9 protein-coding genes are annotated in these 15,112 nt (G+C 51.3%); all 9 read left to right on the top strand.

Annotated elements, in window-relative coordinates:
• The first annotated feature begins 331 nt into the window (after positions 1-331).
• The 9 genes from BMZ56_RS08230 to BMZ56_RS08190 are packed head-to-tail and all read left to right on the top strand — an operon-like array spanning position 332 to position 15,039.
• A complete protein-coding gene (locus tag BMZ56_RS08230) occupies positions 332-1,531 on the top strand; it encodes a n-acyl-d-glucosamine 2-epimerase (RefSeq protein WP_090626083.1) in 1,200 nt (399 codons plus the stop codon).
• Position 1,532: 1 nt separating this feature from the next.
• Positions 1,533-2,795: a sugar MFS transporter gene (locus tag BMZ56_RS08225; RefSeq protein ID WP_090626082.1), complete on the top strand. Its 1,263-nt coding sequence runs from the start codon at positions 1,533-1,535 to the stop codon at positions 2,793-2,795.
• A gap of 9 nt (positions 2,796-2,804) precedes the next feature.
• Positions 2,805-5,918 carry a SusC/RagA family TonB-linked outer membrane protein gene (locus BMZ56_RS08220; RefSeq protein ID WP_218146516.1) on the top strand — a complete coding sequence of 1,038 codons (3,114 nt, stop codon included), beginning with the start codon at positions 2,805-2,807 and terminating at the stop codon, positions 5,916-5,918.
• Positions 5,919-5,939: 21 nt separating this feature from the next.
• Positions 5,940-7,817, top strand: a complete 1,878-nt coding sequence (locus tag BMZ56_RS08215) for a RagB/SusD family nutrient uptake outer membrane protein (protein ID WP_090626266.1) — start codon at positions 5,940-5,942, stop codon at positions 7,815-7,817.
• Between the two features lie 25 nt (positions 7,818-7,842).
• The gene (locus tag BMZ56_RS08210; RefSeq protein ID WP_143072874.1) at positions 7,843-9,654 is read left to right on the top strand and encodes an SGBP N-terminal domain-containing protein; all 1,812 of its coding nucleotides are present in this window, start codon (positions 7,843-7,845) and stop codon (positions 9,652-9,654) included.
• Positions 9,655-9,663: 9 nt separating this feature from the next.
• The gene (locus BMZ56_RS08205; protein WP_177195084.1) at positions 9,664-10,557 is read left to right on the top strand and encodes a hypothetical protein; all 894 of its coding nucleotides are present in this window, start codon (positions 9,664-9,666) and stop codon (positions 10,555-10,557) included.
• 9 nt (positions 10,558-10,566) lie between these two features.
• Positions 10,567-11,700, top strand: a complete 1,134-nt coding sequence (locus BMZ56_RS08200) for a glycoside hydrolase family 10-like protein (RefSeq protein ID WP_090626080.1) — start codon at positions 10,567-10,569, stop codon at positions 11,698-11,700.
• 18 nt (positions 11,701-11,718) lie between these two features.
• Positions 11,719-13,320, top strand: coding sequence for a DUF4127 family protein (locus BMZ56_RS08195; protein ID WP_090626079.1), 1,602 nt, complete (start codon positions 11,719-11,721; stop codon positions 13,318-13,320).
• Positions 13,321-13,326: 6 nt separating this feature from the next.
• Complete coding sequence (locus BMZ56_RS08190) at positions 13,327-15,039, top strand: FAD-dependent oxidoreductase (protein ID WP_090626078.1); 1,713 nt, start codon at positions 13,327-13,329, stop codon at positions 15,037-15,039.
• Positions 15,040-15,112: the final 73 nt, after the last annotated feature.

Genomic DNA, 15,112 nt, shown 5'->3' with positions numbered 1-15,112 from the left:
GCGTTTGCAAAGATATATATTTTTAAAAAAATTAAAAATTAGACGACGAAACCACGGAATGTTTGAATAAAAACGCCTAATACGATTTGGCTGATCAGCAATTCAACCGAATTTAACAAGTTTTTTACACAAATAAATCGCTAATTGGAGTCTAATTAAAAAAATAATTTAAAATTTATTTGCTTGATTTGAAAATATGTTATTATTTAGCCAAACAATTGGTAAGCACCCAAACCAATTAGACCAAAAGTTAAATAGGGTAGGATTTACATACTAACAAATACGCCAGCCGGTCATGTGCCGATGGCCTTTTATAATCGAAATGCAGACAATGAACGATGTAGAAAACTTAGCAAATTTGTACCGGGATAATCTCTTGAATGACGTCATTCCTTTTTGGCAGAAAAACTCCATTGATCAGGCTAATGGGGGGTATTTTACGTGTCTTGACCGTCAAGGGAAAGTGTACGATACGGACAAGTTTATTTGGTTGCAGGCCCGCCAGGTGTGGCTATTTTCGATGATTTATAATAAGATCGGCAAACAGCAGGAATGGCTGGACGTAGCATTGGGCGGTGCGGAATTTCTAAAGAAGTATGGCATGGATGCGGAAGGGAACTGGTATTTTTCCCTCAATCGGGAGGGAACACCGCTTGTCCAGCCCTACAATATTTTTTCAGATTGTTTCGCGGCGATGGCATTCGGCCAGCTCTATGAGGCCACCGGCGTCGACAGCCATGGAAACTTAGCTCGCAAGACCTTCGAAAATATTTTGAAGCGGCGTCAAAATCCGAAGGGTACCTATGCAAAAGGGGTCCCGGGGACACGGAATTTGAAGGACTTTGCCTTACCGATGATTCTTTGCAACCTGGTGTTGGAGCTGGAACACTTGCTGGATGCTTCGTTGGTCTCCGAAACCATTCAGTACGGTGTCAACGAGGTGATGGAGACGTTTTATCGTCCAGATGAAAAGGTAATACTGGAAGCAGTTGATGTAGATGGCAGCTTTTCCGACTCTTTTGAAGGACGGCTCACCAATCCGGGCCACGGACTGGAAGCGATGTGGTTTACAATGGACCTGGCCGAACGGTTAGGTGATAAAAACCTGATGCAAAAAGCCGCCGACATTACCCTTCAGCTCATGGAATATGGCTGGGATAAAACACATGGCGGCATTTTTTATTTTTTGGATGTCAAGCAAAAGCCGCTGCAGCAGCTGGAATGGGATCAGAAGCTTTGGTGGGTGCATATCGAAGCCCTGATCGCCCTCGCCAAAGGATACCTGCATACAGGCGACGAGCGATTTACCCAATGGTTTGATAAATTGCATGCATATACTTGGTCGCATTTTCCGGATGCGGAATTTGGCGAGTGGTATGGTTACCTGAATCGCCAGGGTGAAGTACTGTTGCCTTCCAAAGGAGGTAAATGGAAAGGATGTTTCCACGTTCCAAGGGGATTGTTTCAACTGTGGAAAACCTTGGAGGCTATCGGAGAAAAACAACAGAAACTGACAGTTCAGCACAAATAGCATGGCTTTTGTACCCACCAATCACCAATCGCCCGGTTCTACCGGTACACAACGCTACACGCCGGCATTGATTACATTGGCCGTGCTGTACTTTATGATGGGATTTATCACCTGTCTGAACGATACACTGGTGCCATTTTTTAAGGCAGGGTTCACGTTGGGATATGCCGAATCTTCGTTGGTTCAATTTTATTTTTTCCTTACGTATGCCATCATGTCTATCCCTGCCGGGAAAATAGTAGAGAAAATCGGGTATAAGCGGGGCATGGTAGCTGGATTCGCAATTTCGGGCATAGGGGCGCTTTTGTTCCTTCCCGCTTCGTGGTGGCACCAATATTCGCTTTTCCTATGTGCACTCTTTATCTTAGCGATCGGTATTGTCCTCCTACAGGTTGCCGCCAATCCCTACATCACGTTATTGGGTAAACCCGAGACCGCTTCATCGCGGCTGGCCCTTATACAGGGAGTCGGGTCGATCGGTACAACCCTGGCACCGCTGTTCGGTGCACATGTTATTCTTTCCAAGGTGTCCGAGTCGGCCGCTTCGAGCGAAGCAGTGAGCACCCCCTACCTGGGGATCGGCGCCGTTCTTTTTGCGATCGCAGGGGTGGTGTATTTTTTGTCGTTGCCAACAGTGGAAACGCAGGAGCATCCCGGGGCCACCACCGATAGTGGCGGCAAGCGTAGCATTTTCTCCTTCCGCAACCTGAATTTCGGAATGATTGCCATCTTTACCTACGTAGGTGCTGAGGTGGCTATCGGCACCTTCCTGACCAACTACATCGCGGATCGGTTGCAGGTGCCCGAACATGAGGCAAACAGCTATGTGGCGCTGTATTGGGGAGGGATGCTGGTGGGCCGGCTGATCGGTTCGGTCGTATTGAAATTAGCCAAACCACAGTCGGTGTTATTGAGTATGGCGGTGGCATCCATCGGACTCATTACGCTATCTATTTTATCTTCGGGAGCCTTGGCTGTCTGGACAATGGTGGCCGTTGGGCTTTGCAATTCGGTCATGTTTGCCATTATTTTTTCATTGGCGGTTGCCGGATTGGGAAGCTATGCAACGCGTGCTTCGGGCCTTTTGTCTTCTGCCATTGCCGGTGGTGCAGTTATTCCCTTTTTGCAGGGCGCGTTGATCGATCATTTCAATTGGTCCGTCGCTTTCTTACTGCCCGCTGCGTGTTACCTATATATCGTGTTTTTTGCGTGGAAGGGATATCAATCGAAACAACAAATTTTATTTACTAATTCAACCAACTAAACAATGACGATGAATCTACAAAATGAATGGAACCTAAGCCCTGTAAAGCCGCTCATAGCGTTGGGCGCGGTTGCGATGGTTTGTTGGCTGCTGCCTCCGAGTGCGATGGCTAGCGGAACTGCCTCGAACCGGTCGATTTCAGGTTGGACGCAACAAGCAGGGATTGCCGGCAAGGTGGTGAACGAAGCCGGAGAAGCGCTGGAAGGAGTTACCGTGCGGGTTGCTGGGACGTCTCGTGCTACCGTAACGGATGCTGAGGGTGCGTTTTTGATGGAAGCCGCATCGGGAGACGTACTCGAGTTTTCACTGGTTGGGTATGCCCCCTTCAGCCAGACGTTGGGCGAACAAAGAACGTTGGCTGTCACACTTCAATTGGCGGAAACCCAATTGGATGAGGTCGTGGTGGTGGGGTATGGTACGCAACGGAAGGCAAACCTGACCGGAGCGGTATCAGCCGTTAGCGCAACTGATATTGCCAAACGGAGCGTTGCATCGCTTTCAACGGCTTTGCAGGGTACCATGCCGGGAGTGACGATCCAGCAAACATCCGGTCAACCGGGTGCCGATGGTTCCAATATCCGGATCCGGGGTATCGGATCAATCAACTCAACCACATTTCCATTGGTATTGGTAGACGGTATCGAGATGAGTATCGATCAGGTCGACATCAACACCGTGGAAAGTATCTCGGTCCTGAAAGATGCCGCTTCGGCGTCCATCTATGGTTCCCGGGCATCCAACGGTGTGATCCTGATCACCACCAAACGGGGCACGGCGGGGAAAATTTCAACGACTTACAACGGCTATACCACGCTGCAGCAACCCACAAACATGCCCGAAGCGGTAGATGCGTGGGAATACCTGGATGCGGAGCTAAAGGCTTGGGACAATGCCGGCATTTCGGTGTCTCCGACACAACGTGAACAACAACTGAAGCTGATTGAGGATCAGAAAAACCTCCGACCAGACAACTGGAACCGGTACGATACTGATTGGAAGGACGCCACGATGAAGGACGTCTCCCTCCTGCAAAACCACAATCTGTCGATACAGGGAGGAACGGAGCGGATCCGGTTCTTTGGGGCAGGCTCCTACCTGCACCAAGATGGATTGATCCCCAACAATAGCTACAAACGCATAAATTTCAGGGTTAATACGGATGCGCAACTGGCTCCCTGGGCCCGGGTGGCACTGAATACGAACCTGCGGCAGTCCACAACCGAAGCACCGGGTGTGAGCGCGCCGAAAAGCATCATCAACAAGGCATTGTATATGCTGCCTACGCTGTCGGCTGCCAAAGAGCTGGACGGCCATTGGGGCTATGGCAAAAATGGCGACAACCCCGCAGCCCAGGCCAATGACAGCGGCGAGCAAGTGGACAAAAATTCGGAAGTGTTGCTGAACGGTACGCTTACGTTAACGCCGTTAGATGGACTGGAACTGGTTGGACAGTATTCGTACCGTAACGTAACTCTGCGTGATCGGAGTCTTATTCTCCCTTATACGGTATCCCTGAAGGGCGCGGTAATGGGTATGTACCCATCGCAAGACAACCTGCAGGAAGGTTGGCAGGAAACGATCCGCAACTTCTATCGATTCCAGGGATCGTACGAAAAGCAGCACAACCAGCACTATGCAAAAATACTGGTTGGTTTTCAAGCCGAAGACAGCCATTTCTCATCGTTCTTTGGCAGCAAACGCGGGTTTGAGCTGGGGCGTTATTACCTGGGCAATGGCGACGGTGCCACGGCGACGTCGGGCGGTGGAGCGAACAGCTGGGCCATGATGTCCGGCTATGGCCGGATTAACTACAACTTTGCTGAAAAGTATCTGCTGGAAGTGAACGGTCGCTACGATGGATCTTCCCGTTTTATCGCGAAAAACCGCTGGGGTTTTTTCCCTTCGGTATCGGCGGGATGGGTCGTTTCGGCGGAGGATTTCATGGAAGCTACGTCAAGCTACCTGGATATGCTGAAGGTTCGCGTTTCATATGGTGTATTGGGCAATCAGGATATCGGCAACTATCCCTACACAGCTACGATTGACCCGGGATATGGATATTACCTGGGCGACAATAAGGAATTGGCGTCCGGAGTGGCACAAACCGCGCTGGCAAATGCCGATATTCTGTGGGAAAAATCGAAGCAATTTGATGTGGGTGTGGATGTCAATCTGTGGAACGATAAGTTGTCAGTTACCGCAGACTACTACGTAAAATCCATCTATGACATGTTGCTCAAATTCCCGTTGCCGTATTATGCAGGAATGCAACCGGCGTTTTCCAACGCAGGCGATATGGAGAACCGGGGATGGGAAATCAGTGTTGGGCATAAAGGAAGAATCAATGAGTTCCGGTATGGCGTAACCTTATCGCTCAATGATAACCAGAACGAAATCACCAACCTGAACGGACTGACCACACAGGATCGCTCCATGGTAGAGGGATATCCGAACAAGGGTATCTGGGGATACCTGACCGATGGCTATTACACCGACTGGGACGACGTTACTTCCTCGCCGGCACTGAGCAAAAGCGTGCGCCCCGGGTATGTGAAATATAAAAAGATTTATGAGGGAGAAGGTGTTGATCCAATGGTGATTGACTCACGCGACCTGGTTTACCTCGGCGATCCGTTCCCGCATATGGAATACGGACTAACGCTGAATGCATCGTGGAGGCAATTTGATTTCACGGCCTTCATTCAGGGCGTGGGCAAGCGATCGGAGTTTCTGAGCGGCATCGGCTTGAAACCGTTTGCCAACGGGGCAAACTTATTTAGGCATCAATTGGATTATTGGTCGGAAGAGAATCCCAACGCCGATTACCCCATACTGGTTCCCGAAGCGAATTCCGCGGATAACTTCGTGCGTTCGGATAAATGGGTGCGCGATGCCTCTTACGGTAGGTTGAAAAACGTGATGCTGGGGTATACGCTCAACAACCCCTTTACGAAGCGGATCGGTGTCGGTAGTATTAGGTTGTACCTAAGCGGTCAGAACCTGATTACCCTCAGCAATTTCTATAAAGGATACGATCCGGAAGTGAGTTATGGGGGCTCCTTAGGGGGGGAGTTCTATCCCATTATGAAGACCTACACCTTTGGTCTGGATCTGAAGTTTTAACCTAAAAAAATGACGCATATTATGAAAGCACGAACTAAAAAGATATCGATTCCGGTTTTCTGGATCCCCGTCTTCATTCTGGCGCTCACGTCCGGCTGTGAAAACTACCTGGACCGCGAACCGCTCAGCGATTACCTTTCTTCCAATTTTTACAACAACGAAGGAGCCATCCGGCAGGGTGCCAATGGTGTATACCAGCGCCTGAAGATGGATCATGCGAGTTCATCGTCTATTCCGCTGTCTGTGCTGTGGGATATGTACACGCCGTTTGGCATCGAGCGGGCGGATAATTCGTCCATTGGGGTAGGTAATGTGGACCTGCGTTCAAATTTCACGATCGAACAAACTTGGTCCATCGTATATACCTCCATTGCTCGCTGCAATACGGTACTGGATGGCGCGGCACCGTTCTACGACCAGTTGAACGATAATGCCAAAATTTACCTGGCGGAAATCAGAACCCTCCGGGCACACTTTTACATCCAACTGGTCAGCTTGTTTGGCGATATTCCGTATTTTCCAACGGGTGTGACCGCAGAGCAGCTCCGGAGCGTGGAACGGACACCCTGGAACGAGGTGGTCGATCTGATTATTGCCGATCTGGATGCGGCCGCAGAGGTTTTACCGTGGACGGCGCTGGAGTGGGGCCGGGTTGATAAATCGGTGGCACTGGGACTTAAATCGCGGATCGCCTTGTACGCGGGATCCTGGGCAAAATTCGGCTATGGAAGAGATGGCGCGACAGACGACGCGAAGGCGGAAGTGTATTTCCGGCAGGCCGAGGCGGCAGCCAAACGGGTGATGGATGAGAGCGGTCGCAACCTGGCAGCTGATTTCAACGATCTATTTACCCGCGCGGGACAGCTGAAAGCCGATGCAAAGAGCGAAACGATGCTATTCATGATGTTTTCGGATTTTGGAAGCAAAAGCACACATTACCTGTCGCTCGGCGAACAAGTGCGTATGATTGGTCAAAGTGGACGGTTCCCTACGCAGCAGTTGGTCGATACCTACGAGATGGCCAACGGTAAGCGCATTGACGAACCGGGATCCGGATACGATCCAAAGAAGCCGTTTGTCGACCGGGATCCCCGCCTGAAATATTCCATATACACGCACCATGATACGATCATCGGAAATACGGGAAGCAACAAACAGAAATTCCTGATGGAAGTATACAAACCCCAAACCAAAGCATGGGATGCAGAAGGAAACGAACGGGAGGTGGATAACAAAGATTACGCCGGAGCCGTCGCTCAATACGGGTACGTGCAGAGTGGTGTGGGCTTTGCCTGGAAGAAGTATAACCACTTTGACGACGAGGCTTCTGCTACACCTACTTACAACATCTTAATTATGCGCTACGCAGAAATACTTCTGAACTATGCAGAAGCCAAAATTGAGCTTGGCGAGATGGATGCAACGGTTGCAAATGCGATCGATCAGGTACGGAGCAGAGTTGGCATGCCGGGTATTCTCACCGTTGACCCTTCGCGCAACGGCAATCAGGCCAAGATGCGGCAGATTGTCCGGCGTGAACGTAAGGTTGAATTCTCCCGGGAGTCACTGCACTTCTTTGATATGCGCAGGTGGCGTATCGGCGACCTGCAAAACGCAGAGCCTACCTACGGCTATCCATTGGCAAGTGGTGTCAATGCCGCGCAGGGAATTTATCCCGACGGATACGAACAGGCCACACCGGATATGGTGCCTTCCTATGGACCGGCAGGATCCGAACGCGATCTCAACGACGTCGCCAGCTACCAGGCATACGCCAGCAAACTCAGGGTACGTGATCGGGATCGGATGTGGGACGACAAGCTGTACCTGTGGCCGATTCCACAGACCGAACGGAACAAGGCCCCTTGGCTGACACAGAATGCGGGATATGGTGAATAAATTCATGCAAAAAATGAATCAGGTTATGAACAAGATACAGACCGCAAAGTGGCATAGCATCTTAATGCTGCTATTCACCTGCGTATTATTGACGGTTTCCTGTGAAAAAGAGAAACTGGATAACAGAGCCTTTGAGGGCGTAAACATTGTCGGTGTAAAAGTGAATGGCGACCTTTTCCTGCCGCATACCGACGATCAAACCGTGGTGGTCACGCTTCCGGCAGGCCAGGATCTTTCCCGTGTGAACCTGCAACTGCTGGTTGCCAACGGGGAACTGGTCGGGTTTGAAAACAGCCAGGAATACGATTGCCGCAAACCGCTTACCGTGCAGCTGAAGGGGGCTGACGGCAGTCAGCGCGAAGTGACCCTGAAAGTTCAGTCTCCGCCGGCATTGGCTAGCTTCATCATCGAAGGGCTGGCTGTGGAGGCCGACCACATCCATTTTACCGAAGGGTCGCTCATTGTCCAGGTACCTGAAGGGACCGACCTTTCCAACCTGGCGGTTACCCTGGAGTTCCTGAACGGTACGCCGGTTGATTTTACCAATGGTCAGGCAGCCGATTATACGGAACCGCAGCGCCTTACCTTGTTAGCGGTCGACGAAGAGACACGCTATACGTACGACTTTATCATCACAACGCAGGAAGTCGGCCCCGCGTCAGTACAAGGAATGACCATTAACGGCGTACCTACGGATTCGGTTGTGGTGGTTGAAAGCTCGACACTGGTTCCGTATATAAAGGGGTTAGCCGATTTTTCAGCTGCGGATGTAGTGTTGACAACCGGTTTTGGAAACCGGGTGGACCCCACGTTTACGGGAAAAGGGCTTAATTTGCTGTCGGGCAATAACCAGGTGAAAATAACCGGGTCGGATGGCATCGAAAAAACATTCACCATCGCACGGCCGAGACTGTCGCTGACGCCGCTGGTGGATAAACCTTACAGCCAGTTCGGCTTCGGCGCAAATGATATGGCCGGTGTCGCTTTCAGTGGCAATCACGTGGTCATCGCCAACTATTCTGCGGTGGCACCCACTGAAATCGGACCCAATTACTACGACTTGGAGGGCAAACCTATAGGTATGTTGGATAAGACGGGCGTTGAGATTGCACACAGCTTGCGTAAACTGGCGTCGGACGACGAGGGAAGGCTACTGGTGGTATCGCTGGGTATTACCAGCGATCAGCAAACGATTTACCGGTGGGACAATGTCACGGCAAAACCGGTTCCCTACATTACGTATTCAAAGGCTACGTTGGGCATCGACGTAAATCCGCGGACAGCCGGCATCAACATAACCGGTAGCCTTGATGGGGACGCCATCATTACCGTGGGTCTTGCGCAGCGTTCAGAAGTATACGTGTGGAAGGTGCAGGGAGGCGTACTCAACGAAACACCGTCTAAGTTTGCAATCCCGTTTGACCGCACAGCCTATTACTGGAGTGTGGAACCGATGCCGATCGGAACCGACGGCTATATCGGTGCGATTGTCGGCAATAGCTTTAGCGGAATCGCATCGCTGACCAGCACGTTTGACGCTGATTTCCAACAGTCAGGCATCATGTCGTCCGACTGCAAGGTGAAGGAATACAACGGCCGCACCTACCTGGCGTATACGGCATACGTATCCGGCAAGGGGGCAATGTTCCGGATCTGCGACATTACAGATGGCGGCGCCAGTTCCTATCAACAGCCGATTTTTGAGAAATGGATGGCTTCGGGCGAGCCCAATGCGAATAACACGATGGATGCTGATATGGCAGTGATTAATGGTAAGCTGCATGCAGTGTTTGCCTGCACAAATATCGGTTTACAGCTGTATAAACTTGAAAATTAAGTTCTGAATATGAAGAAATTATCAGTTATTGCCGGCTTTGCAATGCTCCTATGGACGGTTTTGCTGGCCTGCAGCAAGGAAACGGCAAAACCGGATGAACCGGAAACGGAAGAAGATCCGATCACCACGTTTTTTAAAGGAGAAGTGCGGCCGAGCGAATCGCTGCCATGCTTCAACGGTGCTTATTACCGGAAAGTGGTGTCTAGCAAAGACAAGTGGCTGGGTATCGGCGGAAAGGTGGTGCTGCCGCAGATCACCTTTGATGAAAACCGGAAAAACCCAAATAAGCCGGGACAGTACCTCGACAACCCATCTGTTTACCTGGGGGGCAACATGAATGGGCAGGAAACGGACATCGGATTGACATGGGAAGTAATCCGGGATGAAAACGGGAACGTGACGGCCGACCGCCGGGCATTCCGCCCTTTTCTCCGGCGGACGGGCTATTCCGCGACGGGCCAGCAGGCGGCTTACGAGAATGCACCCGCCGAAAGTCTATACTATTGGTATCCGGGAGATGAGGTGGAGATTTCCATCCAGGTACTGGAGAATAAGAAAATCCGATTTGTAGTCGCTGGTGAAGGGAAGCGGTTTGAGCGTGATTTTGACTGCGATGGATATAACCTGAGCAGCTTCGGTGAATTCAAGCGGGTGAACGCCATTGATCAGGTGGCCAACGAGGGTAAACCGGTACAGCCTACACAAACGGAAGTGACCGGTGCCGAATGGAAAGAAACCCATTACTTCCGGCTATACGAAGGGGAAGTCGTGGAAGCGCCTGTACACAGTCAGCGCTTTACCGATATGCGGTGCCCGGGCCGGAATCACTTCCGGGTTACGGCTAGTGACGACGATCTGCTGATCGGCGCGGAGACCATCGATATCAGCGGAGCAGGTTTTTAGGAATACGGCATGCGTTCATCTTTCTCTGTACGTTTTTGTCTGGCGCTGATTATCCTGTTTCTTGCGGGCTGTAAAAGCAGTGGCAGCCAGCCTGAAAAACCCGAAGAACCGGACGGTAGCGAATCGTTCTCCGCTGTATGGGTTACCAGTACAGCGAGTTCCGTACTGCAGTCGCACACAAACATCCGCGAAGCCGTGGCCTTGTGTGCGCAAAGCGGTATCCAACATATTTTTGTAGTGGTATGGAACCAGGGACGCACCTTGTATCCCAGCCAGGTCATGGAACGGCAGTTCGGCGTGCGGATCGCTGAGCCGTATCGGGGGAGGGATCCATTGCAGGAAATGATCACGGAGGCCCACGAAAAAGGGATTAAGGTTCACGCCTGGTTTGAGTACGGGTTCGCCGCTTCCTATAACGAGAACGGCGGACTGATTCTTCAGCAAAAGCCGGATTGGGCGGCCCGGGATGCCGAAGGAAACCTGCTGAAGAAAAACGGTTTTGAGTGGATGAATGCTTTTCATCCTGAGGTGCAGGATTTCATGATCTCGCTGGTGACCGAAGTGGTGGAACAGTACGATGTAGATGGTGTGCAGGGCGACGACCGGCTGCCGGCCATGCCATCTACCGGAGGGTATGATGCCTATACCGTGGCATCCTACAAGAAGCAGCATGAGGGTACGGCTCCACCATCGGACTATACAGATTCCGAATGGGTTGAATGGCGTGCCGGGTTGCTGACCGATTTTCAGGGAAGGTTGTATCAGGCCGTCAAGGCGATCAAACCCGACGTACTGGTCTCCTGTGCGCCGAGTGTCCATCCGTGGGCGAAAAACGAGTACCTGCAGGATTGGCCGGCGTGGCTTGACAAAGGTTACGCCGATCTGGTCATCCCTCAGGTATACCGGTATGACATCGCTGATTATCAGGCTACGCTAAAGCAGCAGCTAGATTTTCTGAAGCCTGCGCACCGCACAAAATTTTATCCGGGTGTGCTTCTTCAGAACGCAGACTACAACCCGTCAACGGAGTTCCTGGAGCAGATGATCGATGAGAACAGGCGGCAGGGGATCCGTGGGGAGAGCTTTTGGTTCTTTGAAGGGATCAAGAAGTTTCCTCTTTTTTTTGAACAGGATCGCAAATAGAAATAAGTTAATGCAGTTATGAAGAGAAAATTATCCGGTTTGTTGGTATGGGCCCTATCATCCATCCTTTCGATCGGCACAGCGGTCGCCAGCACAAGGATTCTGCTGATCCCGTTGGATGACCGCCCAAGCAGTTGGCAATTTCCCCAAAAAATGGGCAGGATAGGCGATGCGGAAGTGGTGATGCCTCCCCGGTCGTTGTGGGGCCGGTTTATGGAACCCGGCCAATCCGACCAGATTGTTGCATGGATCCGGTCCCAGGACTTATCGACCTATGATGCGGCTATTGTAGCCATCGACATGCTGGCGTACGGTGGATTGGTTGGGTCCCGCACGTATCAGGTGGGTTCGTCAGCAGCCTTGAAGCGGATCCGTGTATTGGAAGAGATGCGTTCGAAGGCTCCAAAATTGAAAATTTATGCGCAGAACGTCATCATGCGGTTGGCGCTGACGTACGACCGTGAAAATGCTGTGTACTATAGTAAATTTTCGGAATGGGCAAAAATCAGTGCAGCTACGGATGTAGCTTCGCGGCAACGGACGGCCGAACTCGAAAAGGAAATTCCTGCACATGTACTGAAAAACTACCTCCGGGCCCGCAAGCGAAACCTGAAGACTAACCTGGTGGCTGTCCGTCTGGTCAAAAAGGGCGTGATCGATTTCCTGATCCTTTCGCAGGACGATGCTTCGCCCGTCGGTATTCACGTTGCAGACCGGGAAAAGCTGAAACAGGCCATCAAGGAATTGGGCATAATCAACCAAGTAGCGATACAGCCGGGCGCCGACGAAGTATCCATGCTATTACTGGGGCGGGCACTGAATGCGTACCATAACCAGCATACAGCAGTGAAAGCCATCTATTGTTCAGACGAAAAGGCCAATACGGTAATGCCCTATGAGGATGTCCCGCTACGGGAAACCGTGAGCCATCACCTCGCGGCCGCCGGGGCCAGTGAAGTGCAGGACGAGCAAGAAGCGGATCTATTATTTTTTGTTTTTGCCTCACGCGATGTAGCCGGCCGGGCGGAAACGTTCGTGGACGAGATTGCCCGGCACGTGGAGCAGGGGAAACGGGTAGCCGTGGCCGACGTGGATCCCATCGGAAATATTCAAGGCGGTGATGAAACCTTTACGTCGCTGCTGATCCGCCGAGGACTGATGCCGCGGCTCAGTGGTTATGCATCGTGGAATACCGCGGGAAACACCATTGGGACGGTACTCCCCCAAGGACTTATTTTTACGTTGGCGGACAGCCAGCTTATGATTGATCCGGTGACGGGCCGGAATGTGATAGCCGCACAGCGGTGGTTCACACTGCACCGCGTGATGGACGACTACTACTACCATAACCTGGCAAGGAAAAAAACACAAACGTATATGAAAGCAGAAGGACTGGGGTCACTGATCATGGATGCCGAACAAGCGCGTAAGGTGGAGCAATATGCGAGAACGCTGATGCATGATTTCTTTGACGGGTTTACCCCGCAGTTCTTTACGGACATACCAGCGGGGAAGCAACAAATACATTGCAAGAGCGCAGGGGATATCCGTTTTTCCCTACCTTGGAACCGTACATTTGAGGCTGAAATTGATTTTGATATCGAATGCGCCCTTAATTAACAGATCATGAGACGCAGGAATTTTTTAGAAACATTAGCAGTGGGTAGCGGCCTTTTTGCAGTCGCTCCGTTATTAAGCCTGCCCACACAGGCAGCAGTTAAACAGATTAAGAAATCCGATGGAACGGAACAGCTGGAAGCAGATGTGGTCATTGCCGGCGGTGGCCTGGGGGGCTTTGCGGCAGCCATGGCCGCGCTCCGCAATGGGCAGTCGGTTATCATGACCGAGGAAACCGACTGGATCGGCGGACAGCTGACCCAGCAGGGGGTGCCGCCCGATGAGCACGCTTGGATTGACACAACCGGCGCCACACAGTTGTACCGGGATTTCCGAAACCGGGTACGCGATTACTACCGGAGAAACTACCCGTTAACGGAAGCTGCGATGAATGACCCGCTGCTGAACCCGGGAAATGGTACGGTTTCAGAATTATGCCACGAGCCGCGTGTAGCGCTTGCGGTGCTGACCGAACTATTGAATCCATACCTCAGCACAGGACGAATGGTGCTCCTGCTGGAACACAAGGCGGTGAGTGCGAATACAGAGGACGATCGGGTGAAAGCAATTCATGTCAAAGAAAGCCGGACCGGATCCATGAAAAAGCTGGTAGCTCCCTTTTTTGTCGATGCGACGGAACTGGGAGACCTATTGCCGCTTACAGGGACCGAGTTCGTTACCGGCACAGAGTCGAAGGCAGATACCGGTGAGCTACATGCACCCGATAAGGCCGATCCAACCAACAACCAAGCATTTACCATGTGCTTCGCCATGGATTATGTGCCGGGTGAAAACCATACGATCAAGGAGCCAGCCAATTATACCTTTTGGCGGAATCATGTGCCGGACCTTACCCCGCCCTGGCCGGGAAGATTATTGGAGTTGCACTATTCCAATCCGAAGACGCTTCAGCCGAAAAAACTGGGCTTTGATCCGTTGGGGGGTAAAACAGGCGATGCGCTCAACCTTTGGAATTACCGGAAAATCATCAGTAAAGATAATTTTGTACAGGGAACCTATCCGGGAGATATTTCCCTGGTAAACTGGCCACAGAATGACTACATGCTCGGGAATATTGTCGGTGTTTCCGAAGAGGAATTCGATAAACATGTCGCTGCCGCCAAAGAACTAAGCCTTTCGTTGCTTTATTGGTTGCAAACCGAGGCGCCTAGGCCGGATGGAGGAAAAGGATGGCCGGGACTGCGGCTGCGGAAAGACATCATGGGAACAACCGATGGATTGGCGAAATATCCCTATGTACGTGAATCGCGACGTATCAAAGCAATGTTTACGATACGTGAGGAACATGTGGGCAGAGCAAACCGCGAAATGGTTGCGCAGACCAATAAGGATAAGGCTGCGGAATTTTCTGACAGCGTCGGGATCGGCTATTATCACATCGATTTACATCCCAGCAGCAACCGGGTGAATTACATCGATTTTGATTCCTTGCGGTTTCAGATTCCGTTGGGAGCCCTGCTTCCCATCCGGATGAAGAATTTGCTGCCGGCCAATAAAAATATCGGGACAACACACATCACAAATGGTTGCTACCGCCTTCATCCGGTGGAATGGAGTATCGGAGAAGCAGTCGGGTTGCTCATTTCGTATGTCCGCCGGAAAGAGTTAACGCCTGCTGAGGTACGGAAAGACGGAAAACTCCTTGCGGATTTCCAATCGTTTATCCGAAGCCAAGGTATTGAAACGGTTTGGCCGGAATAGAAAATAGATACCCTTGGTGTCCCAAAAGAAATTATAAAGATGAACAACTAATCGTAGCGAATGGATTGTAGTC

Source organism: Parapedobacter indicus (assembly GCF_900113765.1).
GTDB classification, from domain to species: Bacteria; Bacteroidota; Bacteroidia; order Sphingobacteriales; family Sphingobacteriaceae; genus Parapedobacter; species Parapedobacter indicus.
The sequence above is the reverse complement of the archived record's forward strand: the minus strand, read 5'-3'. Positions and strand labels throughout refer to the sequence as shown.